The sequence below is a fragment of the Sphingomonas panacisoli genome, from assembly GCF_007859635.1.
In the GTDB taxonomy this organism is placed as follows: domain Bacteria; phylum Pseudomonadota; class Alphaproteobacteria; order Sphingomonadales; family Sphingomonadaceae; genus Sphingomonas; species Sphingomonas panacisoli.
The window spans coordinates 3,193,901-3,217,433 of the sequence record NZ_CP042306.1 but is presented as its reverse complement, the minus strand read 5'-3'; the positions used below and the strand labels follow the sequence as shown (position 1 = coordinate 3,217,433).

General features: G+C 65.9%; 23 protein-coding genes. 11 read left to right on the top strand and 12 right to left on the bottom strand.

What is annotated here, in order from left to right; all coding sequences use genetic code 11:
* Positions 1 to 34: 34 nt before the first annotated feature.
* Positions 35 to 772 carry a hypothetical protein gene (locus tag FPZ24_RS15985; RefSeq protein WP_186728922.1) on the top strand — a complete coding sequence of 246 codons (738 nt, stop codon included), beginning with the start codon at positions 35 to 37 and terminating at the stop codon, positions 770 to 772.
* 51 nt (positions 773 to 823) lie between these two features.
* On the top strand, positions 824 to 1,768 hold the full coding sequence (locus FPZ24_RS15980) for a cation diffusion facilitator family transporter (protein ID WP_146573662.1): 945 nt from the start codon (positions 824 to 826) through the stop codon (positions 1,766 to 1,768).
* Here FPZ24_RS15980 and FPZ24_RS15975 read toward each other — a convergent pair.
* Entirely contained in the window at positions 1,765 to 2,919 is a 1,155-nt protein-coding gene (locus tag FPZ24_RS15975) for a hypothetical protein (protein WP_146573660.1), read from the bottom strand. The genes FPZ24_RS15980 and FPZ24_RS15975 overlap by 4 nt on opposite strands.
* Here FPZ24_RS15975 and FPZ24_RS17290 point away from each other — a divergent pair.
* Entirely contained in the window at positions 2,879 to 3,289 is a 411-nt protein-coding gene (locus FPZ24_RS17290; protein WP_186728920.1) for a hypothetical protein, read from the top strand. The two genes, FPZ24_RS15975 and FPZ24_RS17290, sit on opposite strands and share 41 nt — an antisense overlap.
* A gap of 29 nt (positions 3,290 to 3,318) precedes the next feature.
* On the opposite strand, the gene FPZ24_RS15965 is transcribed toward FPZ24_RS17290, so the two are convergent.
* Entirely contained in the window at positions 3,319 to 3,816 is a 498-nt protein-coding gene (locus tag FPZ24_RS15965) for a hypothetical protein (protein ID WP_205012846.1), read from the bottom strand.
* Positions 3,817 to 4,037: 221 nt separating this feature from the next.
* Between FPZ24_RS15965 and FPZ24_RS15960 the strand changes: the two genes are divergently transcribed.
* The 5 genes from FPZ24_RS15960 to FPZ24_RS15940 are packed head-to-tail and all read left to right on the top strand — an operon-like array spanning position 4,038 to position 10,132.
* A complete protein-coding gene (locus FPZ24_RS15960) occupies positions 4,038 to 4,610 on the top strand; it encodes a hypothetical protein (protein WP_146573654.1) in 573 nt (190 codons plus the stop codon).
* A gap of 3 nt (positions 4,611 to 4,613) precedes the next feature.
* On the top strand, positions 4,614 to 6,449 hold the full coding sequence (locus FPZ24_RS15955) for a zinc ribbon domain-containing protein (protein ID WP_146573652.1): 1,836 nt from the start codon (positions 4,614 to 4,616) through the stop codon (positions 6,447 to 6,449).
* A 21-nt stretch (positions 6,450 to 6,470) separates the two neighbouring features.
* The gene (locus tag FPZ24_RS15950; RefSeq protein ID WP_186728918.1) at positions 6,471 to 7,619 is read left to right on the top strand and encodes an FHA domain-containing protein; all 1,149 of its coding nucleotides are present in this window, start codon (positions 6,471 to 6,473) and stop codon (positions 7,617 to 7,619) included.
* Positions 7,616 to 9,169 carry a serine/threonine-protein kinase gene (locus FPZ24_RS15945; RefSeq protein WP_146573648.1) on the top strand — a complete coding sequence of 518 codons (1,554 nt, stop codon included), beginning with the start codon at positions 7,616 to 7,618 and terminating at the stop codon, positions 9,167 to 9,169. The genes FPZ24_RS15950 and FPZ24_RS15945 overlap by 4 nt, the downstream gene beginning before the upstream one ends.
* Positions 9,170 to 9,196: 27 nt before the next feature.
* On the top strand, positions 9,197 to 10,132 hold the full coding sequence (locus FPZ24_RS15940; protein WP_146573646.1) for a C1 family peptidase: 936 nt from the start codon (positions 9,197 to 9,199) through the stop codon (positions 10,130 to 10,132).
* A gap of 1 nt (position 10,133) precedes the next feature.
* Here the strand turns inward: FPZ24_RS15940 and FPZ24_RS15935 are convergent, their stop codons facing one another.
* From FPZ24_RS15935 to FPZ24_RS15925, 3 genes are all read right to left on the bottom strand, one after another.
* Positions 10,134 to 11,939 carry a hypothetical protein gene (locus FPZ24_RS15935; protein WP_146573644.1) on the bottom strand — a complete coding sequence of 602 codons (1,806 nt, stop codon included), beginning with the start codon at positions 11,937 to 11,939 and terminating at the stop codon, positions 10,134 to 10,136.
* Between the two features lie 46 nt (positions 11,940 to 11,985).
* A complete protein-coding gene (locus FPZ24_RS15930; protein WP_146573642.1) occupies positions 11,986 to 12,684 on the bottom strand; it encodes a TetR/AcrR family transcriptional regulator in 699 nt (232 codons plus the stop codon).
* A 125-nt stretch (positions 12,685 to 12,809) separates the two neighbouring features.
* On the bottom strand, positions 12,810 to 15,071 hold the full coding sequence (locus FPZ24_RS15925) for a TonB-dependent receptor (protein ID WP_186728916.1): 2,262 nt from the start codon (positions 15,069 to 15,071) through the stop codon (positions 12,810 to 12,812).
* Positions 15,072 to 15,285: 214 nt separating this feature from the next.
* Between FPZ24_RS15925 and FPZ24_RS15920 the strand changes: the two genes are divergently transcribed.
* A complete protein-coding gene (locus FPZ24_RS15920) occupies positions 15,286 to 15,639 on the top strand; it encodes a hypothetical protein (RefSeq protein WP_146573638.1) in 354 nt (117 codons plus the stop codon).
* 24 nt (positions 15,640 to 15,663) lie between these two features.
* On the opposite strand, the gene FPZ24_RS15915 is transcribed toward FPZ24_RS15920, so the two are convergent.
* From FPZ24_RS15915 to FPZ24_RS15900, 4 genes are read right to left on the bottom strand one after another with little or no spacing between them, the layout of a single operon-like run.
* Positions 15,664 to 16,347, bottom strand: a complete 684-nt coding sequence (locus FPZ24_RS15915) for a TorF family putative porin (RefSeq protein ID WP_146573636.1) — start codon at positions 16,345 to 16,347, stop codon at positions 15,664 to 15,666.
* Positions 16,348 to 16,369: 22 nt separating this feature from the next.
* On the bottom strand, positions 16,370 to 17,623 hold the full coding sequence (locus tag FPZ24_RS15910; RefSeq protein WP_146573634.1) for a S8 family peptidase: 1,254 nt from the start codon (positions 17,621 to 17,623) through the stop codon (positions 16,370 to 16,372).
* Entirely contained in the window at positions 17,620 to 18,252 is a 633-nt protein-coding gene (locus FPZ24_RS15905; protein ID WP_186728914.1) for an anti-sigma factor, read from the bottom strand. The genes FPZ24_RS15910 and FPZ24_RS15905 overlap by 4 nt, the downstream gene beginning before the upstream one ends.
* 10 nt (positions 18,253 to 18,262) lie before the next feature.
* The gene (locus FPZ24_RS15900; RefSeq protein ID WP_240047519.1) at positions 18,263 to 18,850 is read right to left on the bottom strand and encodes an RNA polymerase sigma factor; all 588 of its coding nucleotides are present in this window, start codon (positions 18,848 to 18,850) and stop codon (positions 18,263 to 18,265) included.
* 159 nt (positions 18,851 to 19,009) lie between these two features.
* Between FPZ24_RS15900 and FPZ24_RS15895 the strand changes: the two genes are divergently transcribed.
* Together FPZ24_RS15895 and FPZ24_RS15890 are read left to right on the top strand one after the other, a co-directional pair.
* On the top strand, positions 19,010 to 19,465 hold the full coding sequence (locus tag FPZ24_RS15895; RefSeq protein WP_146574640.1) for a DUF983 domain-containing protein: 456 nt from the start codon (positions 19,010 to 19,012) through the stop codon (positions 19,463 to 19,465).
* A 39-nt stretch (positions 19,466 to 19,504) separates the two neighbouring features.
* Positions 19,505 to 20,476: a cupin-like domain-containing protein gene (locus FPZ24_RS15890; RefSeq protein ID WP_146573628.1), complete on the top strand. Its 972-nt coding sequence runs from the start codon at positions 19,505 to 19,507 to the stop codon at positions 20,474 to 20,476.
* Here FPZ24_RS15890 and nagA read toward each other — a convergent pair.
* From nagA to FPZ24_RS15875, 3 genes are read right to left on the bottom strand one after another with little or no spacing between them, the layout of a single operon-like run.
* Positions 20,458 to 21,621, bottom strand: coding sequence for an N-acetylglucosamine-6-phosphate deacetylase (gene nagA / locus FPZ24_RS15885; protein ID WP_146573625.1), 1,164 nt, complete (start codon positions 21,619 to 21,621; stop codon positions 20,458 to 20,460). The genes FPZ24_RS15890 and nagA overlap by 19 nt on opposite strands.
* A complete protein-coding gene (locus FPZ24_RS15880) occupies positions 21,618 to 22,652 on the bottom strand; it encodes an SIS domain-containing protein (RefSeq protein WP_205012845.1) in 1,035 nt (344 codons plus the stop codon). The genes nagA and FPZ24_RS15880 overlap by 4 nt, the downstream gene beginning before the upstream one ends.
* A gap of 7 nt (positions 22,653 to 22,659) precedes the next feature.
* On the bottom strand, positions 22,660 to 23,397 hold the full coding sequence (locus tag FPZ24_RS15875) for a GntR family transcriptional regulator (protein ID WP_146574638.1): 738 nt from the start codon (positions 23,395 to 23,397) through the stop codon (positions 22,660 to 22,662).
* Positions 23,398 to 23,533 lie beyond the last annotated feature (136 nt).

Sequence of the window (23,533 nt, the reverse complement as noted above, 5' to 3'; positions counted from 1 at the left end):
TAATGCGAGCCTGACCTGATTGCGGGGAGGCATGATGAGATCCGTTCGACCGATCCTGACGCTCGCCGCGTCGATCGCGGCCTTCGCCGCGCTGCCGGCCGCCGCCGATGACGGGCGCCGCCACGTGATGACGCCGCTGCAGAAGATCGATCTGGTCCGCGATCTGCCCGACGAACCGGCGTTCGAACGCGATGGCCAATATTTCGACCTCGGCTATATCTACCCGATCCACACCGTGAACGGCGCCAGCGTCGCGTCGAGCGGCGGCGATGCCGGGTTCGTGCTGTTTCACGACGACAGATACGTAAGGGTCGACGGCGCGCTGATGGCGGACCTGCGCTACGCGCTCGGCGACGATCCGACCCAGGGTTACACGCCGCCCACGCCGGCCAGCGCGTCGCGCGCGCCCGCCGCCGACCCGTGGGGAACGAACGGCAGCGCCGACGATGCGCGCGGCCAGCCGGTCGCCGCGCAACCGGTACGCAGTTCGTCCGGCCGTCGCAGGGGCTCGATCGTCGCGACGATCTTCATCATGTTCCTGCTGCTGTTCCTGCGCGTCCGCGGGTTCCGCGATCTCGTGATCGGCGGGACGCTCGCGGCGATCGCGGCCATCGCGCGGCGCCGGGCGGAGCGCGAGGTTGGGCCGGCACCGGCGGGTCCGATCGAGACGGCCGCCACGCATGCCGCGGCGCAACGGGCGCGGCTCGACGCCCTGTCGGGCACGTCCTCATCCACCGCGGCGCCCGGCGGTTTCGGCCGCAAGGTCGTCTGACGCCCTGATCTCGGCCATGGCCAAGCGCCGCCGCTTTGCTATGGCGGCGCGATGAAGGCGGAAAACAATCGCGTATTGATCGTCGCGCTGGCGGCCAACCTCGGCATCGCGGTCGCGAAGTTCGTCGCGGCGGCGATCACCGGATCGTCGGCCATGCTGACCGAAGGCGTTCATAGCCTGGTCGATTCGACCAACCAGTTGCTGCTGATGTACGGCCAGAAGCGCGCGGCCAAGCCGGCCGATGCGACACACCCCGCCGGCTACGGACGCGAACTCTATTTCTGGAGCTTCGTCGTCGCGCTGCTGGTGTTCGCGCTGGGCGCGGGCGTGTCGGTCTACGAAGGCGTCATCCATTTCCTCGCGCCCGAGCCCGCAGTGTCGCCGCTGATCGCCTATGCCGTGCTGGCGTTCGCTTTCCTGCTCGAAGGTGGATCGACGCTCGCCGCGTTCCAGGAATTCAACCGCGCGCGCGGGCCCAAATCGTGGTGGCGCGCCTTGGTCTCCACCAAGGATGCGGCGACTGTCATCGTCCTGCTCGAAAACGGCGCGGCGATGGCGGGCATTCTGATCGCCGCGGTCGGTCTTGCGATCAGCCAGGCGACTGGCGATCCGCGCTTCGACGGCGTCGCGTCGGTGCTGATCGGGCTGTTGCTCGGCGTGGTCGCGATCTTCCTGGCGCGCGAGGCCAAGGGACTGCTGATCGGCGAGGCGGCCGACCCCGCGCTGATCGACGGCATCCGTCGCGCGGCGACGCGGCCGGGCATCATGGGCGTGGGCGAGATCATGACGATCCACAACGCGCCCGAACAGATCGTCGCGGCGGTCAATGTCGATTTCGACAACCGCCTGAGCGCGGGCGACGTCGAGCGGATGGTGGACGAGATCGAGCGCGACCTCCAGGCCGCGTTTCCGGCGATCTATCGCGTCTATGTCCGCCCGCACGAGGATGCCGGGGTAAAGTTCGGCGATGCGCGGGGCCTGCTGCCCGACGCCTAGCGGATTCCGGTGATCGACACCGACGAGGGAAGTTGATCTGCCGATTTGTGCAGGTTGAGGAGCTGCTCCAGCAATGCGATCACTTGGATGCTGCGCGTCCCCGCGCTGCCGGTCGGTTCGCAGCCCGCCGAACTGGCCGCCGGTTCCTCGGGCACGAAGAAGCGCTTGTCGCGGAAACTGGTGTCGATCAGCCCCTTGCCTGATCCTTCGCTCAGCCGGATGATCCATTTCGGCGCGCGCATCGGATTGCCTTCGCCCTCGCCGCCGCAACGCCGCCGATAATCCTCGAACGGCAGCTTGTAGACGTCGTCGCCTTCGCGGCTGTACTCGCCGAGGAAGTAGATGATGTCCTCGACCGAACGGAACTGGATGTCGATCCGCACACGATGCGGCCGCTTGATGCCGTTCGCCGGGAAACAGCGCTCGAGCGCCGATAGCCTGGCGGCATCGGCGATCTGCGGCGCGAAGTCGGTCGCGATGCACGATCCGTCGCGCAGCATCTCGTCGCGGTAGAAATAGCGCAGCCCGTTCTTGGGATCGGCGGCATCGTAGAACACGATTACGTCGCTCTTCGCCACCGATTGCCCGCTGATGACCAGCCGGTCGCCGCGCATTTCGCCGGGGGTGAAGCCGATATCGCCGTCGCTGACCGCGCGGCCGCAGCGATCGGGCCGCGGTACCAGCCCGACCGAATATTTCGGGCCGGAGCGATAGGATAGCTGGCCGTCGCTGATCGCGATCTCGTCGTTCTTGAGCAGGTTGACGAAGTCCTGCGTGTCGCGCGCCCGGCTGGTCGGGCTTTCGCGTCCCTTGCCCCCGACGACCGGCGCGGTCATCTCCGCCGCCGAGCCGAGCGGTGCCGTTACGCGCGACGCGCGCGAGGCCAGGCTGTAGCGGCACAGGAAGACGCCGAAGCCGTACGAACTGTCGGGCTCGTTATAGATCGAGCCGATCCGCGCCGTCTTGTCGTTGTCGGACTTGTCGGCGTCGTACAGGTCGAGCCGTTCGATGAAGAGCGACATGATCAATTCGTCGGGCCAGCCGGCGTCGATATAATAGGCGATCGTCGCCGGGCTGACCGGCGTCTGGATGCCGCGCTGGAATTTCTCGGTGGCGAGCACGGCGGCGCGGAAGCTGGGACGCGAGGTCACGCCGGCGCTGAGATTGGGGGGTGATGTTGACGACGCCGCGGCCGGTGGACGATCCTGTCAGCGCGCCCGACGGCCCGAAATTCTGGGTCAGCGCGCCTTCGGGAAAGGCGCCCCCGACCGATCCGGCCATCGACAATTGCGCGTCGCCGTTGGTCTCGACGATGGTCAGGAAATGCAGCGGGAAGCGTTCGCGCGCGCGGACGATGTTGCGGAGCATCAGCTCGTCCTCCGCGTTCGCGATCATCTGGTCCTGATCGGTCGCGACGCGCTGCAGTTGCGGGCCGAACGAACACGCCGACAGGGCGACGGCGAGCAGCCCGGACAGCAACAGACGCGTGGCGCCACCGACCATCATAACCCCCGACACTAGGACGCGCTCCGGCCCCCCGGCCGGCCGCGTCAGGCTTGTTCGATTCCGAAGTCGCGGCGCGCGGACACGATCGTCACGATCATCCCGGCCAGCGCGTCGACCAGCACCATCATCGTCAGCAGGAAGAAGGCCGACGTGCCGAAGCTGGGGAAGAGCAGGAATTCGATCAGGCAGAAGATGAACAGCACCATCGACGCCATGTGATTGATGATCGTCGGCGAATAGGTCCGCGTCGACTTGATCACTTCGACGAACAGAAAGATGATCGAGAAGGTCAGCAGCAGATCGCCCCAGCTGAGGCTGAACCGCACCCCAGAAATCATCGTCACGGTGATCGCGGCGCCATTCACCCCGGCCAGCATGCGCGGAATCTCGGTCCCCGGCACGGTGCCGCCGACGAATGCGGCGAACAGATTGTAGATCAGTACCGGGATCAGGAGGAACGGGAACATTTCGAGGATGAGGAAAGACATGCGTGCCGGCGCCCGGCCGCCTGCCGCCGCCGCCAGTGAGTCCCGCGTCAACATCATCCGCCCCCTATGTTAAAACACTGAAAAACAAACTCGATTCATCAATATTACTACGCAGCGTATCGCCGTTAGCCACTTCAGTACTTTAACGGATGACACCGGATGGTTCGAACGGAGTCAAGAGCGGCGCTGTGAAAAGTAGTTCCGGTTCGATGCTTGCAACGGCTTGGCCGCATGGTTACGCTCCGACTCGCACTGTATTGGGGGGAGTATAGTTGATGCAGTCCAGTCCGGACATGATTCCTGCGAACGTGCAGGACGCGATTGATCGAATTCCTCCCGAAGCTTGGCCGCTGATCGATATAACCGCCAAGATTACGGTGGCGGTCGCGCTGGTGTGGATCTTCCTCGCCTTGGTCGCGTGGTGGCGCCGTCGCGCGTACAATCTGACCGTCGCCTCGACCGCGAAGCGCAACAAGGATGCGCAGCCCGACTTCCTGACCGTCGACAAGAAAGCGCGCGAGGAAGCGATCGCGCGCGGCGCGGCGCACGAGGCCGAACTGACCGAACGCGAGCGGATCGAGGCGCTGGCCGCGTCCAGCGGTCTCGCTAAGGGGTCGCACTTCGCTCGGCTCGCCGCCTTGCTCATGTCGCTGTTCACGCTCGCGTGCAGCATCATGGGCGTGGTGGGCAATGTCGGCGCGATGGAAAAGTCGGTCCAGAACCTGACCGCCAGCGGCAAGATCCAATACATCATCTCGCAGCACCCGATCGCGACGGTCATCATCGTGCTGGTGATCGGCTACAACGTTTATCACTATTTCCAGCATCGTAAGTGGGAGGAAGCGTAACCCATGGAGTCGAACCCACTTGTCCTGACGGACCCCAATCTGCTCGCCGAATTCGTCCGCGAATCCGAATTCAAGAGCTTCTTCGAAAAGCGCTTCGCCTCGCCGCCCGACATCGCGGCACTGCTGTTTCGCGACGGCGCGCTGATCGACTCGTTCAAGGGAACGCAATTCTCGGTCGGCGGGCTGTGGGAAAAGGTGAAGGGGCTGATCGGCGGATCGCATCACTATGCGGTGATGCTGGCCGACCTGAAGCCGTTCCAGATCCAGTTCGCGGTCAAGGGCATGTCGAAGGACAATGTCGAGATCGCTGGCACCTGCACGATGGAGTTGCAGCTCAACCCCGACAAGCCGTCGAACATTCTTGGGTTGATGAGCGGCGTCTCGCGCAACGAGAAGGACGCCTCGTCCAAGGACGGCGAGTTGCCGGGCCGCAAGGCGCTGTCGCGGTTCGATGTGCTCAGCCGGATCGAGCCGCAGTTTCAGGACCGCGTGTTCGAAGCGATCCTCAACCGGCACAATGCCGATGAGATTCGCGGCAATCGCGGGCTGCAGGACCAGATCCAGGCCGACATGATGACCGAAGCCGAGCGTATCTGCGGCGACATCGGCGTGATGGTGAAGAACGCGTCGATCACCTGGGCGATGAACGCCGTCGAGCGCGAACAGCTCGAACGCGCCGAGATCGAACGCCAGCAGAGCGCGCTCGACTACCAGCTCGAGCTGATGAAGCGCGAAGTCGCGCGCCAGTCCGAATCGACCTCGGTCCAGATCAAGGCGAACGTCGATGCGACCAAGCTGGAGCAAGCGAGCGAGGACGACCTCGCCAACATGGTGCTCAACAGCGAAGTCCAGTTCATCGATGCGCGCGAAGGCGCGGCGCGGCGGCAGGAAGCCGAGGCGCTGCAGCACGAAATCCGCATGCTGCGCGACGAGCGCGCGGGCAAATTCGAGAACGACATCGCCGAAGCGAGCCACGTCATCGACCTGACCGACGTCAAGAAACGGCTGGTCGGGGTCGAGCAGGAGATCGACACGCTCGAGCGCCAGCACGGCATCGAGATGCGCCGGCTGGAAAGCGAATTCGGTCGCAGCGAGCGGCGGGCGGAAGGTCAGACCGACCGCGACGAACGCGGGCTGGAAGGCGATTTCGAGCGGCGCGAGGGCCGGGCGACCGGCGAATATAATCGCAGCGAAGGGGCCGCTACCGGCGATTTCAACCGGAGCGAGCGCAGCCAGGACGCCACGACCGACCTCGGCATCGACAAGGATCGCGACGCGTTCGAACAGGATAAGGCCAAGGGCTGGGCCGACCAGGCGTTCGAAAACCTCAAACGCACCGGCATGCTCAACGAGGACCTGTCCGATCGTCAGGCCGACCGCGGCATCAAGGTCAACCGCGCGACCACCGACGATTCGATCGCAACGATGGACGCGGAGGCGCGCAGTCGCGTCGCCCAATTGGGCGCGGCCGCGGGCATGACGCCGGACCAGATCAGCGCGCTGACCGCGAGCTATTCGGGCGACGCCGCCGCGGCGCGGATCGCCGAGGTGCAGGCGCGCGCCGCCGGCGGCGAGAAGATGGCCGAAGTCGTCGCCAAGATGTCGGCGGATCGCACGGCGGACCTGCAGGCGAGCCGCGAGCACGAGCTGAACATTCTGAAGACCGGCATGACCGGCGCGACCGGTGTCGCCTACGGGGCCGGCGGCGGCGATCGGACGTCCAAGGCCGACGGCACGCCCGAGGCCGAGGACGAGACGGTCGAATGCCCGTCGTGCGGCAAGTCGCTGTCGTCCAAGGCGCGCTTCTGCACCGGCTGCGGCCACCAGATGCGCACCTGAGGGGCGGCCCAGGTCATGGCGATGAAGAGGCTGCGTAGTCCGAAGGACTGCTGCGTTGCAGCCGTCAGGAAGGACCCGGAGGCCGCGTTCTGCGAGGAATGCGGCCAGCCGCTCGCGCGGTGCATGGCGTTCGCCGAATGCGGTGGGCTGGTCGGCGACGACGGGCTCTGCCACGTCTGCGTCGATCCGCATCTGCAGATCATTCCCGGCGCGACGATGAACGCGCCGATCGGCGGATCGGTCGCGTTGCCGTTCGATCTCTACAATTCCTCGACCATCGACCGCCCCCTGTTCGTGACCGGCCTGTGGAGCCGCGAAAAGGGCGACTGGCGCGAAGAACGCCTCGGCTGGGAAACGCTCGACCCGGGCACGCGTGCGCCCGCATCCGTGACCGCGCAGGAATTCGACCGCGCGGGCCTGCACGAAGTCGAAATCATGTGGACCGTCGCGACCCGCTGGCGTGCACGGCAGGAGAATTTCGCCTTTTCGAGCCGCGTACTGCTCAACGTCGCCGGCGAAAGCGCCGGAGCGGCGGGCCCGGTGGTCCAGATCTCCTCCGAAAACGCGATGAACGGCAACGTCATCCAGATCACCGACAACACGTCGCGCGGGTCGAAGGACGACGGCAAGGTCGTGTCGGCGATCGACATGAACATCCACCGCCTCGACGTCGAGGAACGGCGGCTGGGGCTGCGCGGCATCACCGAGGATCTGCGCGTGCCGCGATCGGTCGCGTTCCGCTTCGCCGGGTTCGGCAAGCAACAGACGCCGGCGCTCGAACTGCCTATCTCCACCCCCGACGGCATCCTGGCGTTCGGGCGGTCGAAGACGCGGGCAGCGGGCGGCGAGGGTGACGTGCACTTGACGGTTGTCGATCAGTCGGGCGCGACTGACACCGACCAGTCGCTGCAACTGTCGCGGCGGCATTTCGAACTCTACGTCGAAAACGACCGGCTGATGCTGCGCGCGAGCGGCAGTAACGGCCTGCGGATCAACGGGTCGGCGCTCGGCCCCGACAAGATCGTGCCGCTCAACGACGGCGACGTGATCGAGCCGCTGGTCAAGGCGCCCGGCGCGCTGAAACTGGCGGTGCGATTCGCGCGCGAATTCGATCGCGTAAGCCTGGTGACGGTGACGCGCACCCCCGCCATTCAGGAGTCCGCGGCATGATCGCCTGTCCCAATTGCAAGGCCGAAAATCCGGACGGCTCGTCGTTCTGCCAGCATTGCGGCAAGCCTTTAGCCGGCCAGGCGACGGGGTCGGGGCCGATCGACCTCAGCAGCCTCAACACGATCTCCGGCGACGAGACCAAGCCGCGCGGATACAAGCAGTCCGAGGATACCGCGCTCGAACCCGGCACGGTGTTCGCCGAACGCTACACGATCGAATCGATCATTGGTCGTGGCGGGATGGGCATCGTCTATCGCGCGAAGGACAGTATCGGTGACCGCGCCGTCGCGCTGAAGCTGATCCGGTCGGACGTCGTCGGCGGCGATGCGGCGATCAAGCGGCTGATTTCCGAAGGCGTGCTGACCCAGGACATCCGCCACAAGAACGTTGTGTCGGTCTACAATGTCGGCCAGCAGGACGACCAGCCGTTCGTGTCGATGGAGTTCGTCAACGGCGTGTCGCTGCGCGAATGGCTGCGGCAACAGGTCACCGCGCGTACCGAAGTTCCGTTGCGCGTCGCGGCGCGGATCATCGCCGAGATCCTCGACGGGCTCGACGCGGCGCATTCAATGGGGATCGTCCACCGCGACCTGAAGCCCGAAAACGTCATGCTGACGGCCGACCCGTCGCCGACCGCGGCCCCGCTCAAGATTCTCGATTTCGGCATCGCGCGCGCAGCCAACAAGATCGAGAGCGGGACGGGTACCGGGCTCGGCACGCCGCGCTACATGGCGCCGGAACAGATCACCAATCCCGACGCGGCGGGACCCTCGGCCGACATCTATTCGGTGTCGGTGATGTTCTACGAACTGCTGGTCGACGTCCTGCCGCAGGGCCACTGGCAGCCCCCGTCGGGCGGGCGATCGGATGTGTCGCCCGCGGTCGATTCGCTGATCGAGCGCGGCCTGTCGAACCGCCCGGCCAGCCGGCCGCAGACCGCGAAAGACTATCGTGGGGAACTCGTCGCCGCGGTCAACAACACCGCGCCGGCGTCCCCGCCGCGGCCGACGCCGCCGCCTCCGCCACCGGGAGCGGTGAACTCGCTCTACACCAGCGACGGCAACAAGGCGCCGCAGGTCGATTGGTCCAACCCGCTCAAACAGCCGGTAGTCAAATGGACCGCGATCGGCTGCGGTACATTGATCTTCCTGTTCATGGTGCTGGTCATGATCTTCGCGATCAAGGACGCGGCCAAGAAGGTGCCGGAGACTGGTCCTTCCCCCTCTTCCTCGTCGTCGGAATCGGAAGCCGGTGTCGCCGCGCTCAACGGACTGTGGCGGGAAGCCAATGGCGGCCGTTACCAGATAACCGTTGAATCCAACGGCATGTTCAGCGGGTCGGGCAACGCCGGCGACGGCTCGCCCGCCAGTGTCAACGGCCAGTTCGACGGCGTGACCGGACGGGCGCAATTCTCGATCGCCGGATACGTCTATCCGGGCACTTTGGTGTGGGACGGCAAGTGCAACGTCTCCTACGTCCTGTACGGTCCCGATCGCCAAGCGCGGTTCACCGGCATGATGCACGTCACCAACGATACCGTTTGCCCATGACGGGCCTGACGCAAAGGAGTTGAGACAATGTCCGATCGCTCGCTGAACGGTTGCCGTTTCGAACAGACCCTGGCGCCGGCGCCCAAGCTCAACGCCGATCCCGGTGTCCTGCAGACGCTGCCGCGGCACGTCGATCTGCGGGAGCATTGCTCGCCGGTCGAGGATCAGCGGCATACCGAAAGCTGCACCGCCAACGCGATCGTCGGTGCGCTCGAACTGCACCAGAAGAAGGCCGGGCTGGCGGTGACGGACATGTCGCGGCTGTTCCTGTTCTACAACTCGCGCGCGATGGCGAAGGAAGAGGCGAACGCGAATACCGGCAGCTACATCCATCATGGCATGGCCGCGGTGATGGCGTTCGGCGTGTGCGAGGAACGGATGTGGCCGTTCGAGGAGGCGATGGTCACTGCCAAGCCGACCGAGGCCTGCTACCAGAACGCGACGCATTACAACGCGGTGCAGTTCGCGCGGACGCCCTACGGTGAGTCGGCGTGGGCGGCATTGGCGCAAGGTCTGCCGGTCGCGTTCGGCATCTACGCGCCGCGCGAATGCTATGACGGAGCCGAGCAGACGGGGGTCATGCCGGTGCCGAATGTCGGCGCGGGCGATCCGCCGCCGAGCGGCCATGCGATGCTGATCGTCGGCTACGACCTCGACGACAAAGCGTATCTGGTGCGCAACAGCTGGGGACCGAACTGGGGTAACAAGGGCTATTGCACGATCCCGTTCGAGGTCATGGACAAGTTCGCGCATGCCGACCAGTTCTGGACGATCGGCGCGATCGAGCAATCGCATGGGCTCGGCATGTTCGGGCCGAGCGTCGACGAAACGGTCAAGCACGTCACCGATCAGGCGGGCGGCCCGTCGGCGCTCGACGAACTGCGCGGGCAATTGCGGCAGGAACTCAATTCGCGGCTCGACGAAGCGCGCGCGGGCTTCCGCGATCGGTTGCGCGGGCTCTGATCTAGCCCGGTAGCGCGAGCGGGCGGGCGTGATAGGTCCGTAGCCAGCTGGCGAGACCATCGGTCAGCAGGCCGGTCACGCGGCGGACGCGGCGACTGAGCGTGTCGAACGTCAGGTCGTCCTCCGCGATCACCTTGCGCATCGTCGCGAGTTGCTCGCCCAGCGCGTGGTTGCGCTCGGCGATGCCGGCAAAGTCGCCCTGCATGCGGATGCCGTAAATCGCCGCGCCGACCGCGGGCAGCGCGGCGCTGATGATCGTCGCCGCGATCGTCAGCGGCTGCGCCAGCATGTCGAGGCTGTGAATCATCGCATCGGCCGCCTTGAACATCAGCAGGCCGATGCACGTCACGACGGTCAGCCCGAACATCACCGTGCCGAGCATGTGGAGGCGGTGTTCGAGCCGGTGCATCCGGTCGGCGTCGCTCGCCAGATACGCGACCTGATCGTCGATCAATGCGATCAGGCTATCGCGCACGCACCCCAGATAGGCCGCATCGACCCGTCCCGACGGCAGCCCGAGATCGCGCGAGGTGCCGCGTGCGTACCAGTTCACCCATCCCGCCGCCCGCGCGCTCGTCTCGCGCAGGTCGAGGTCGCCGAGCTGCGCCGAAATCGCCAAGCAGCGCAATTGTTCGGCCAGCGCGCGGTTGTCGAGCCACAGCCGATGCCACGCGGCGCGGTTGCCGACGCGCGTCTGGATCAGGATCGCGGCGATCGTCACCAGCTCGAGCGTGATGAGCAGCGGCTTGGTGCTCGCCGGCAGCGCCAGCCCGAGCAGCGACAGCACCACGGCCAGCGCGGCAAGCAGGAAATTGGTGACATAGACGCTACGGAACAGTTGCGCCGTGCGCGTGGCGACCGCGTCGGCCTGCGCGAACCGCGGCGCCAGTTCGTCGCGCAACGCGCCGGCAAAGGCCGTGTCCGCCGAACAATTGGCGGTCGGGATGCCCGCAGGAGCGCCAAGCCGGATGCGGCGGGTGAAATCGGACCGTTTCGGACGGCGTATTCCCATGATCGCGAGCAGCATCGGATAGCCGAACGCGATCGCCCAGCGGCTGCCGCGTTGAGCGCCCAACCGATCAAGGATGGCGCGGCTGTCGGGATCCGATGGCGGATCGAGTAGCCCGCGGATCAGCCCGGGCAGGCCGTTCAGATCGCCCCGCGCCACCGTCTCCACGGACTGCTGGCCAAGATCGAGTTCCTCCAACCCGTCCCACAGCAATTTCGGCGATTGCGTATCGGCCGGATCGATATGGATGACGGGGATGCCCTGCAGCACCGCCTCGGCAACGATCTGTGCCGCGCCGCCCCGGCCGCGGATCGGTTCGCCGTCCCATACGGCGACCAAGATGTCGCACTGCGACAGCACGACGCGGCCGGCGCGTTCATAGGCGACGCCTTGCCCGCCGGGGGCGTCGCGCTCGCCGGGCAATTCAAGGATCGCGGTGCTGGCCGCCAACCTGCTGAGGAAATGGGCGCGTGCCACGCCTTCCTCGAAATCCTCGGCGAAATCGTCGCGGAAGAAAGGCAGCACCACGTCGAGCGCCCAACCGCGCGCGACCGCACAATCGGCGGCGATGCAATCGGCGCCTTCGGCGAGTCCAGTGATCAGGCGAAGGTCGTTCGGCGCCTGGGTGCGCGCGATCCGGTCGATCTGCAGGAACAGCGCGGTCAAGGCATCGGTCACGGCGGGAACGTTGTCCGCACCCAAGCGATCGAGCCGATGCCCGGTGACGCCGATGCCGAGCTTTTCTCGCGGCGCGAGGCCGGCGGATTCGATCGATGGTTCGGATACCGGCTCGGTCACGTCACCTGCGTAAGGCGATCCGCCAGGACAGGTCAACGACCGTGTATCAGGCCTTGGCGGCGCGTTCCCGGGCGCGTTGTTGGCAGATGCCCATGAACCCCGCCGCCATGAAATCCGCCATGCGCGCCTTCACGGCGGCGAAGTCGTCCGACCGGCACAAACCGCCGGACAATTTGTCGATGCGACCGGTGCGCGCCAGCGTCAGCATCAGCGCGCCGCTGACGAAGTGATAGCCCCAGAACAAATCCTCTTCGGGACAATCGGGCAGCGCACGTTTGAGCACGCCGATCAGCCGCAACACGACTTCGTCGAAGTGCGTGTCCATCAACTCGGCGCCCCATACCGCGGCATTGCTCATCAGCGCGCCGAGCTGGCCGTAACGCCGCCAACCTTCGTCGGTCTGGCTGAACAATTCGAGATCGCTGTCGAGAAAGGCGTGGAGCGCGCCCTCCACCGTAGGCTTGCCGCCGCACGTGCGCTCGTACGCGTCGAGCGCGTCCATCCGCCGCTTGATCGTCACGGGCGCGCGGCGTGCGACCACCGTGTCGAACAGGGCTTTCTTGTCGTCGAAATAGTAATGCAGCAGCGAGGTGTGGACGCCGACGCGCTTGGCGACATCCTTCAGCGTCACGCCGTGCAGGCCATGTTCGGCGAACAGATACTCCGCGGCGTCGAGAATCTGCTCAAGGCTTTCGGCGCGCTGTTCGGCCTTGGTCCGCCGTTTCGGTTTCACTTCGGTCGTCATCAACCCCGGCCCCCGGTATGCCTGCCCAACCCCTGTCGCCGATCCTGACGACGGACGCCAGCACTCGGCCGAAAAACCACCCGCGCGACCCGGCCCTGCCGATCCCGCGCGGGCGCCCCCTTAGGTCAGAAGGAGAAACTGGCGCGCACGCCGTACTGGCGCGGCGGAGCGGCCATGCGGCGGATACCGTTCAGCGAGCTGATATAATGCTGATCGGTCAGATTGGTGCTGTACGCCCCGATCGTCCACTTGCCGGTGTTCAGCGTCAGCTGCGCGTTCACGATATTCCGTTGGGGCAGATAGTCGCCCAGATCGGCGCGCTGGAACAACGTCGCCCACACGCTCGAGATGTGCGCGTAGTCCACACGCGGCGTCAGCGTCACGCCGGTGCCGAGCGGGATGGCATATTGCGCACCGACGCTCACCGTGAATTGCGGCGAATAGGTCTGGCGACGGCCGTCGAGGTTGAGGCAGGTGGCGTTGCCCGGACCGTTTACGGGATCGCACGTGCCGGTCGTCCCGATGCGCGGATCGCGCGCGAAGAACTTGCCGACTTCCGAATGGGAGATCGAGGTCGAGAAGTCGAACTGGAACGCGCCGAACGAACCCTGCGCCGACGCTTCCAAGCCGTAAAGCTTGGTCGGATTGGGCACGTTGAAGATCGAGTTGTAGTTCGGTGTCGCCGGATCGACGATCGAGACCTGGAAGTTCTTGTACACGTTGTAATAGCCGCCGATCTGCGTGCGCAGATGGCCGTTCATCAGCGTGCCCTTGTAGCCGATTTCATAGTCGGTCACCCGTTCCGGCCGGAACGCGCGCGGTGTCACGCCGAAGAAATTGGAGCCGTTCAGTCCGCCGGCCTTGGTGCCGGTGGCAACAAAGGCATAAGCGAAATTGTTGGAGTCGATCGTCCAGTTGATGGCGAATTTGCCATCGACGTTGCTGCTCGAGAAGAAATCGTTCTGCTTGATGGTCACCGGCACGAGAATCCCGACGAACAACGTGGCCGGATAAGTGGCATCGTTGCGCGACGTGGTGCGCGACCAGCGGCCGCCGAGCGTAACCTGCAGGCTGTCGGTCAGCTTGTACCCGATCTGGCCGAACCCGGCGAGCGCGGTGTGGGGGTTGGTGCCGATGATCTCGAGCGAGCGCAGCGTCCCGGTGTCGCTCAGCGAGCGATAGCCGCCGTTCGGCGGGAAACGATAGCTGTCACGCTGGACGTACGCGCCGAGCAACCAGGTGAAACGGTTGCTGTCGGGCGAGACGATGTTGAATTCCTGCGACCAGATGTGCTCGCGCGCAAAATCCTGGAACGTCTGGTTGCCGCTCGGCGCGATGACCGGATTGCCGGTCGCGGTGCCGTCGGCGTCGAGCGTCTCCTGCGTGGTGCCGTTCTGATAAGCCGAGATCGAGCGGATCATGAGGCCGCTGTCGAACGTGTAGCTGATGTTCGCCGACACGCGACCGAACTCGTCCTTGCCCGTCAGGAACGCGTTGCTGGTGACGTTGAACGGATCGGAATTGTTGGCAACGAAAATCGGCGCCGCCGCCGTGCCCCGGTTGAAATAGGCCGGGGTGTTGGGGAAACCGCCGTAGATGACGTTGTTATAGTCGCCCTTGATCAGCACGCGCAGGTGCGAATCCGGCTCCCACAACAGGCTGGCGCGGGTGCTGAACGAATCGAGGTTGCCCGGATTGCCGGTCCACGGCCCGGTCACCTTGAAGAAGGTGTCGCGCTTTTCGTAGTTGCCGGCCACGCGCAGCGCCAGGGTGCTGCTGATCGGCAGGTTGATCGCGCCCTGGAACTTGTAGTCGTTATAGTTCCCGTACTGCGCCAGCATGTAGCCGTTGACGGCTTTCGTGTCCGGGTTCTTCTCGGTGATGAACACCGCGCCGCCGGTCGCGTTGCCACCGGCGAAGGTGCCCTGCGGACCGCGCAGCACTTCGACGCTGGCGATGTCGTAATAGGGTTCGGTTTGGAAATAGCCCGGGAATGTCGCCACGCCGTCGCGATAGGTGACGACGCCGACGCCGATCGAGCTGGTGATTTCGGTCTTGCCGATACCGCGGATGTTGAAGCTGTTCGACTGACCCGACGTGTTGACGGTCAGCGACGGCGTCGCGAACTGCAACTGTTCGACAGTGCTGATGCTCTTGCGAACGAGGTCTTCGCCGTTGAGGACGCTGGCGGCGACTGGGGTACGCTGAAGGCTGGTCGAGCGGCGCTCGGCGGTGATGACGATATCGCCGTCCTGCGTGTCGGTGCCGGTCTGCGCATCGGGCGCGCTGGCCGCTGTCGGATCGGTGGTGGGGGCGGTCTGCGCGTGCGCGACACCCGAGCTCATCAATGCGGCGACCGAAACCGATAGCCAGAAACCTGCCTTCATCGAACCCTCCCAAAAAATCATCGCATTCTCGGATGCGTGGAGCGCCGAAAAATACAGACGCTCACTCTCGTGTCAATATTCATTCATTCATCAATCAAGATTGTGGCGAAGATGTCACAGGTGTCCGACGGCAGTGTCGAAAAAGGCGTTCGTGAAGATTGTGCACTGCAGCGCGCGCCCCTAACTGCCAGGCTCACGACCGGGAGCAATGACGATGAAGCACGACCATGCGATCGATCGTTTCGTGACGGCGAGTTTCGATATGTGGCGCCTGTCGCTGACGATCGCCGAGACGTTGGCGGCGTCGCAGGCGGTGATCGGCGCGCGGATGGCGATGTTCGGCGCTCCCGGCCGCGAGCCGCTGGCCGAGTTCGGCCGACTGGTCCCGGAAAAAGCGGCTGCGTTCGGCAAGGCTCAGGCTGGTGCGGCCCGCGCCTTACGGACCGACGCCATGCGGTTCGGCGATATCGCGCTGCTGGATTGGTGGGAGAGTTCGATCGACGCCACTGCTGCGTGGTGGGCGCCGATCCACACGCAAGTCATGGCGAACGCGCGTCGGCTAGCCTGACGAAGGTCAGGCGTCTGTCGGCGACTAGAACGCGAAGGCAGCCCCGATGGTCGCGACCGCGCGGCCTCTGGTCCGCGCGTAGAAATCGGCGCCGGGTCCGCGACCCGACAGGCCGGCATAGAGTTCGAACGGTCCGAGCAATCGCGAGACCGTGACGCGCCAGTCGATCCTGGAGCGTGCAACGAACGGCGGCGGGGTGCCGAGATCAGTGAGAGCGCCGACATGGGCGTTGACGTTCAGCTTGGGCAGCACGCGAAGGCTCCCCTCGACCTCCGTATACAGCGTGCGACGGCCCGGACGCAGATAATCGGGCGAATAATAGATACGCGCCGTGATCGCGCGGAACGTCAGCCCGGCGTAGAGCTCGTCATAGGCCAAAGCGAGCCGCTCGCCGGTCCGCCGGGCATAGGCCGTTCGCTGCACGCCGGCCTCGATCGACAACGCGCGTGTCACTCGCGCCGCATAGCCCAGGGTTGCTTCGTAACCGGCGATGCCGATGTCCGAATCCTCGACGCCGGCGATGACGACCCCGCTCGCATAGGCGCCCGATCTGTCGTCGTAGCTGATCGCCGCGGTTACGACCGGGCTGGCGTCGGTGATTTGGTAGCCGCGGCTGCGATACTGGCTGTCGATCGATACGCGGCCGGAGACTTGGGCATGCGCGGGCGGCACCGCGAGCATGGCGGCGATCGCTGCGGCGACTGGCAATATTAAACGCAGGTGGGGTCGCTCAGGACTTGCCGCGCGCCTGTTGCGCTCGTCGGATCGCGCATTCGCAGTCACAGGAGGGCGAGGTCGAGACCAGCGTCGCGCAGGCGTCGATGATCCGCCCGTTGGGCTTGAGCGCGATCCGCATGCGGGCGCCGCTGCGCCGTTCCCGGGCGAGCGCGATCAGCCCCGCGACGTGCGCCGCTGCATAGGAGCTGCCGTTGACGATGTACCATTTGCCGCCAGGCTCCGTGGTGGGAATGTCGCGTCCGGGGGCACCGTACACCGTCGCCGGCCAAGCCGGTAAAGATTCGTCCGTGACCGCGATCACGCCGGGCTTCGACGCGGGAAACCCGCCCTTCAGCGCCGCGCCGTCATAGGCCGCGACGACCGAAATGCCGCGCGTCAACGCAACATCGATCAGCTTGTCGAGCAACGGGTCGGGCGGGCCGCTGAGGCTGAGGTTGATGATCTGGGCGTCGTGATCGATCGCATATTCGATCGCCTTCGCGAGACTCAGCGTACTGCACAATGTCGGCCGCGTGCCGCTGGTCGATTCCCAGCATGCGCGCAGCGCCATCAGCCGCGCGGCCGGTGCCACCCCGGCGACTCCGATGCCGTTATCGGCCTTCGCCGCGATGACGCCGGCGACACCCGTGCCGTGGCGTTCGGCGAGCGGCACGCGGCCGCCGACGAAATCCGCATCGACGCTGAATTGCCCGGCAAGGTCCGGGTGCGTCAGCTCGATCTTGCTGTCGATTACCGCGACGCGCACGCCGCGCCCGGTCGCGTAGCTATGTAGCGTCGACAGGCGCCAGGCGCTGGCGGACGGCTGAGCGAGATAGAGCGGGTCGCTCGTCGCCGGCGCGCCACGGCCTTCATAGGTTTGGACCGGTTGCGCCCACAACACGGCCTTGTCGCGCGACAGTAAGGCAATCGCCCCATCGACCGACAGGCCGGGCGGCAAATCGAGCGCCAAGCAATCGACGCCCAGCAACGGCATCGGCCAGCTTTCGGCGACCCGCATGCCGTATTTCCTGGCGATGCCGTTCGCGATCCGTCGGCGCGCCGCCTGCGATGCAGCGTCGCCATAGCTACCCGAATAGGTTGCCCCGCCGCGTAAGTGCAGCGGCGGCAGGCGCAGCATTACCAGCACTTGTGCCGGGCGAACGGCATCGGTCGCGTCGACGCGCGTCGCGACGTTCTTGGCCGGCGCCGTGCCGGTCGCGAACAGCAGCGGCACCGCCGACAGCGCAAAGAACCACCGCCAGATCATTGCGGCGTCGGTGAGTCGAGCGGCTCGGCCATCACCACGCCGCTTCGTCCCCGCAGCTGCGTGAGCGCGCTGGCGCGCCGGCCCGGCTCGATCCGCAGCATATAGCCGCCGCTCGCCAACGGGCCGTCCGTAATCCGTGCGCCTGCGGCGGTCAGCGCGCTGCGCATGTCGCCCGCCGACACACTCGGCGCGAACAGAATGATGGCGTTGGCCTCGACCTTGCCAGGCGTGGCCGGGGTCCCGAGCGCATGATACGGACTGGCGGGTTGGATCGGCGCCAACGACACGACGGCAACCGTCGCCACCGATGCTGCCAACGCGCCGCCGGCCGCCCAGCCTAGTCCGATTCGCTGCCGCCACATCGGCGCGTGCCGCACCGGCGGGGCCTCCGCACCGTCGATCTTGCGCGCGATCGCGGCCCAGCCCTGATCGACATCGACCCCCAGGCTGGTGACGCCGGTCCGCAAGCCGCGCTCATTGTCCGTCTCGCGCCGGCATGCCGGGCATTCGGCCAGATGCGCTTCGACCATCGCCGCCTCGGCGTCGTCGAGCGTGTCGTTCAGATACCAGGGCAGCAGCTTGAGCGTTTGCTCGTGCGCGTCGCCGTGGAGGTGGACCAGCTTTCCCATCGTCATCATCCTAAACCCAATCCGCCAATTCGCCGCCCAATATCCGGCGCAGATGCCGGCGGGCGTGGAACATACGCGTTTTAACGGTGTCGACCGGGCACCCCATCACCCCGGCAATCTCGCGATAGTCCATTTCGTGGAAGTAGGTGAGGGTGACCACGGTGCGGTGGTCGTCCGACAGCGACGCCATCGCATCGGCCAGCAACATGCTCGATCGCGATTGCGTGCTCGCTTCCTCGGGCGTCAGATCGAGCGCGGGGCGCTTGTCCGATTGCGTATCCTCCACCGCTTCGTCCAGCCGCCGTAGCGCGCGCATCGCCTTGCGGTAGGCTATCGCGAACATCCAAGTCGACAGCTTGCTCGCGCCGTTGAAGCTGCCGCCCTTTTCCCACACCACCATCATCGTGTCGTTGACCACTTCCGCGATCATCGTCGGCCGCCGCACCAGGTTGGCGACGAACCGCGTCATGCCGGGGTGATAGGCGCGATATAGCTCTTCGAACGCCGCGACGTCGCCGTCGCTGATGCGCGCGATCAGCTGAAGGTCGTGAACGTGACGACGCTCGGCCGCATTCGACCGAGCCGCAAGCGACCGCACGCCGTGCTCCTTGTTTCCAGCCCCCATGCTTAGCTTAGTTCAGCGAACCATGCGATCGGTTCAACCGGTCCAGGGCGGCACGCGATGCGCGTCGAAAGCGATCAATATGATTGCTTCTTTTGCTTGGGAATCGCGGCCACGCGCGCCTATGTCGCCGGCATGGACAGCGATCGGCCCAGTGCGCCGCCCCTCACCACCGGCAAGCAGAAGTTCGCGTGGATCATGCATTGCGGCTGGCACGGACTGTGTCCGCGCTGCGGGGTCGGCAAGATGTTCAGGTCGTGGCTCAAGATCGTCGACACGTGCGATCATTGCGGGCTCGATTATCGCTTCGCTGCGCCCGATGACGGCCCGGCCTTCTTCTCGCTCTGCATCATCGCGCTGCCGCTGATCGCGCTGGTCGTGTGGATACAGGTGGCGTTCGATCCGCCTTTATGGGTGCATCTGGTGACGTCGGTGCCCTTCATGGCGATCGGCACTCTCGCGCCGCTGCGGCCGATCAAGGGCTGGCTGGTCGCGTCGCAATTCGTCAACCGTGCGCAGGAAGCGGGGACACAGGGGCTGTGGTCGTCGCTCCACGGCACCGAGCGTGGTCGTAGCGATTTCGATCAATAATACGGTGCATTTCGGCCGCCGCCGCCCTATCCCGGCGCGATGCCGGCGATCCGTGAAATCCCAACAGGCGAAGCCGTCGATCTGAGCGCGCTGAACGAGCCCGTGGTGTTTCGCGGCATCGCGGCGGACTGGCCGCTCGTCAAAGCCAGCGATCCGTTCGCGTATCTCGCCCAGTTCGATACCGGCGCGCCGGTCAGCATCGTCAACGCGCCACCCAGCGCCGAGGGACGGCTGACGTACGATGCCGATCTGTCGAAGCTCGATTTCGATCGCAGGACGGGAACGCTCGCTGGCCTGTTCGCGCAATTGTCGGCAGCGTCCGGACAGAGCGATCCGCCTGGTATCGCGGCGCAAGCGGTGATGGTGCCGGAGGCGCTGCCGGGGTTCGAGGCGGCGAACGGCATCGCCCTCGTGCCGTCGGGCGTGGCGCCGCGAATCTGGATCGGCAATCGCGTCCGCGTCGCGACGCACCAGGACATGAACAGTAATATCGCGGTGGTCGCGGCGGGGCGGCGGCGCTTCCGGCTGTTTCCGCCCGGCCAGGTCGGCAACCTCTATATCGGCCCGTTCGAGTTCACGCCGGCCGGGACGCCGGTCAGCCTGTTCGATCCCGACGAGCCCGATTTCGATCTTTTTCCGCTGGCGGCCGAGGCGATGGCGCAATCGCGCGTCGTCGAACTCGCGCCCGGCGATGCGTTGTTCATCCCGCATATGTGGTGGCACCATGTCCGGTCGCTCGACGCGATCGGCATCCTGGTCAATTATTGGTGGGACGAAGCCTCCCCGCGCCAGCCGGGTCTCGCGCCGATCGATACGATGGTCCACGCCATCCTGGCGTTCGGCGACTTGCCCGCCAATCAGCGCGAGGCGTGGCGCGCGATGTTCGAGCATTTCGTGTTCGGCCCGCCGCCCGAGCATCTGGCGCCCGACAAACGCGGTATTCGCGGTGAGTTGAGCGAAGCGAGCAAGGAACGCGTGCGGCGTCAGCTCGGTCAGATGATGGCGCGCTGATCCGCGGAGGCAGCACTGGTCTCGCCGCCGATCCAGGTTTCGATCACGTTTAGATCGTCATCGACCAACACCAAGTCGGCCCGCATCCCTGCCGCGATCGCGCCGCGTTGATCGCTCTGCCCCAGGAACGCCGCCGGCGTCGTCGCCGCCATCGCCGCCGCTGCGGCCAGCGGGACGCGGCCCCGCGCCATCATCCCGCGTACCGCACCCGCCATCGTCAGCGTCGATCCGGCGAGCACGCCGTCGGCGCCGTGCAACGTATCGCCATCGCGCCAGATTTCACGGCCCTGCAGGATGAAGCCGGTATCGTCGGTCCCCACGCTCGGCATCGCGTCGGTGACGAGCATCAGCCGGTGCGCGCCCTTCGCTCGTACCGCCACGCGCAACGTCGCGGCGTGGAGGTGGTAGCCGTCGGCGATGATCCCGGCGAACGTCGCATCGTCCTCCAGCGCCGCGCCGACCATCCCCGGCGCGCGATTGGCGAGTTGCGACATCGCGTTGAACAGATGGGTGAAGCCGGTGATGCCGGCCTCGATCGCGGCGCGCACGATCTCGTAGCGGGCGTCCGAATGCCCCGCCGCCACGATCACGCCCTTCGCGACGAGATGCCGGATTTGCTCGGGCGTCACGCATTCGGGCGCGAGCGTAACCAGCGTCTTGCCGTGCTTCGCCGATGTCAGCAGGTCGAGATACTCGTCCTTGAGCGGCTGGAGCTTGTCGGCCGAGTGGATGCCGCGCCGCGCCTTCGCAAGGAATGGCCCCTCGATATGAATGCCCAGGATGCCGGGTACGCCCTGCTCGATCGCGGCATCGACCGCGCGGATGCCGGCTTCGACGACCGACAGATCGTCGCTGATCAGCGTCGGCAGCAACCCCGTCGTGCCGAAACGGCGGTGCGTTTCGGCGATGGTCCGGATCGCGGCGACGCTGGGGTCGTCGTTGAACAGCTTGCCCCCGCCGCCGTTGACCTGCGTGTCGATGAACCCGGGCAGCAACGTCTTGCCCTTCAGATCCACGGTCCGCGCGTCGGCGGGCGCTTCGGACGACACGGCACGGATCTCGCCGTCGCCGATCACGACGCACATGCCGTCGCGCAAGCCGGAGGGCAGCAGCACGCGGCCGTTGACAAGGGCGGTGCGGCTCATACCGTTTCGGTCACCTTGGCCAGGAACGGCGGTCGGTCGGGATCGCGGCCGCGCGCGACGGCGACGGCGTTGGCCAGGCGGTAGAAGCTTTGCACCAGCAACAGCGGCTGGATGGCAGGATGCGCGTCGAGTGACGGTAGGCGCAGGCCGGGCGCGTCGCCGATCCCGGCGTGCAGGACGATCGCGCCGCGCGCGGCGAAGTCGGGCGCGAGGTCGGCGACGCTGTCGCGCGATTCGTCGTCCTGGCCGAGCAGAAGAACGTGAAACCCCTGCTGGACGATCGCCATCGGGCCGTGGCGGACCTCGGCGGCGCTGAACGCTTCGGCATGGAAGCCGCAGGTTTCCTTGATCTTGAGCGCCATTTCCTGCGCGATCCCGAATGCCGGGCCGCGCGCGACGACATAGAGGTTGCTCGCCGTCCGGAGCGGTTCGAGCGCGGCGGACCAGTCGAGCGCCCACGCGGCGTCGAGTTGCATCGGAAGATCGGCAAGTGTGGCGACCAGCGCCTCGTCGTCCGACCATTCGGCGATCAGGTAGAGCAGCGCTGCGACGCTCGCGACGAACGATTTGGTCGCGGCCACGCTCCGCTCTGCGCCGGCGGCCAGCGGCAGGAAGAAATCGGCCGTCGCTGCCAACGGTGCGTCGTCGTCGTTGACCAACGCGACCAATCGCGCGCCGTGCGACTTCGCCATTTCGGCCGCCGCGATCAGGTCCGGGCTGCGACCCGATTGCGAGATCGCCAGCATCAGCACGTCGTCATAATCGGGCGCGGCGTCATAGACCGACGCGACCGACGGCGCCGCGGAACTGGTCAACAGGCACAAATGCGTTTCGATCAGATATCGCGCCACCGTCGCGGCATTGTCCGAACTGCCACGCGCCAGCGTCGCAACGAGACGCGGTGGATCGCGGCGCAACGCCTCGATCAGCGCCGCACGCGCGTCGCGTTGCACCATCGCCTGGCGCGCGACGACGGCGCCGGCCTCGGCAGCTTCGGCGAACATCAACGTCTGGTCGGGCGCGATCGTCATGCGCTCATCAACTCGCGGGCGGCACGTTGAGTTCGGCGACGAAATCATAAGCGTCGCCGCGATACCAGGATTTGGTGAACTCGACCGTCCGCCCGTCCTGCGTGTAGCCGCGGCGTTCGATCTCCAATCCCGCTGAATTGCGGTCGATATTCAGCAATTCGGCCTGTTCGTCGGTAAACAGCACCGCGCGGAAGCGCTGCAGCACGCGCACCGGGCGGTCGGCGCCCAGCGCGTCGTAGAGCGACTCCGTCACCGCATCGAGGCCGGGCAGCGAACTCGCCGGCACCGTCGCATATTCGAGCGCCATCGACACGCCGTCGGCATAGCGGATGCGGGTGAAGCGGTACACCTGGCTGCCGGGGCTAAGGCCCAGCGCCATCGCTTCCTCGGGCGCGACGGTGCCTTCGGTGCGCGCCAGCCATTCGCTATGCGGCACGCGGCCGCGCGAGTGCATGTCTTCGGTGAAGCTCGAAATCGTCGCGAAATTCTTCTCGACACGTGCCGCGACGAACGTTCCGGCACCCTGTCGCCGAGTCAGCAGTCGTGCATCGACCAAACCGTCCAGCGCCTTGCGCACGGTGACGCGGGACACGTTATACGCGTTGGCGAGATCACGTTCCGGCGGGAGCGCCTCGTCGGGAGCCAGCACCTGCCGCTCGATCGCCGAGCGCAGCATGCGCTGCAGCTGCTGGTACAGCGGCGCGGTATCCCCGGCCGGCAGCCTTCCGACTCGATCGACGAACATCGTCAGCATCCCCTTGTTGCGAATCCTTATGACCGGCAAATAATGCCATTTCAATACCAAAATACCAAAAAGATGCAGTGGTATTAATTTTGGTATTGCATTTTCATGACCATTGGCGCCTTATGCGATTCGCAAA

Bases quoted from the DNA above. Each gene is read 5' to 3' on its own strand.
- FPZ24_RS15985 (WP_186728922.1), top strand. From the start codon at position 35: ATGAGATCCGTTCGACCGATCCTGACGCTCGCCGCGTCGATCGCGGCC.
- FPZ24_RS15980 (WP_146573662.1), top strand. From the start codon at position 824: ATGAAGGCGGAAAACAATCGCGTATTGATCGTCGCGCTGGCGGCCAAC.
- FPZ24_RS15965 (WP_205012846.1), bottom strand. From the start codon at position 3,816: ATGTTGACGCGGGACTCACTGGCGGCGGCGGCAGGCGGCCGGGCGCCG.
- FPZ24_RS15960 (WP_146573654.1), top strand. From the start codon at position 4,038: ATGCAGTCCAGTCCGGACATGATTCCTGCGAACGTGCAGGACGCGATT.
- FPZ24_RS15955 (WP_146573652.1), top strand. From the start codon at position 4,614: ATGGAGTCGAACCCACTTGTCCTGACGGACCCCAATCTGCTCGCCGAA.
- FPZ24_RS15950 (WP_186728918.1), top strand. From the start codon at position 6,471: ATGAAGAGGCTGCGTAGTCCGAAGGACTGCTGCGTTGCAGCCGTCAGG.
- FPZ24_RS15945 (WP_146573648.1), top strand. From the start codon at position 7,616: ATGATCGCCTGTCCCAATTGCAAGGCCGAAAATCCGGACGGCTCGTCG.
- FPZ24_RS15940 (WP_146573646.1), top strand. From the start codon at position 9,197: ATGTCCGATCGCTCGCTGAACGGTTGCCGTTTCGAACAGACCCTGGCG.
- FPZ24_RS15930 (WP_146573642.1), bottom strand. From the start codon at position 12,684: ATGACGACCGAAGTGAAACCGAAACGGCGGACCAAGGCCGAACAGCGC.
- FPZ24_RS15925 (WP_186728916.1), bottom strand. From the start codon at position 15,071: ATGAAGGCAGGTTTCTGGCTATCGGTTTCGGTCGCCGCATTGATGAGC.
- FPZ24_RS15920 (WP_146573638.1), top strand. From the start codon at position 15,286: ATGAAGCACGACCATGCGATCGATCGTTTCGTGACGGCGAGTTTCGAT.
- FPZ24_RS15910 (WP_146573634.1), bottom strand. From the start codon at position 17,623: ATGATCTGGCGGTGGTTCTTTGCGCTGTCGGCGGTGCCGCTGCTGTTC.
- FPZ24_RS15905 (WP_186728914.1), bottom strand. From the start codon at position 18,252: ATGGGAAAGCTGGTCCACCTCCACGGCGACGCGCACGAGCAAACGCTC.
- FPZ24_RS15895 (WP_146574640.1), top strand. From the start codon at position 19,010: ATGGACAGCGATCGGCCCAGTGCGCCGCCCCTCACCACCGGCAAGCAG.
- FPZ24_RS15890 (WP_146573628.1), top strand. From the start codon at position 19,505: ATGCCGGCGATCCGTGAAATCCCAACAGGCGAAGCCGTCGATCTGAGC.
- nagA (WP_146573625.1), bottom strand. From the start codon at position 21,621: ATGAGCCGCACCGCCCTTGTCAACGGCCGCGTGCTGCTGCCCTCCGGC.
- FPZ24_RS15880 (WP_205012845.1), bottom strand. From the start codon at position 22,652: ATGACGATCGCGCCCGACCAGACGTTGATGTTCGCCGAAGCTGCCGAG.
- FPZ24_RS15875 (WP_146574638.1), bottom strand. From the start codon at position 23,397: ATGTTCGTCGATCGAGTCGGAAGGCTGCCGGCCGGGGATACCGCGCCG.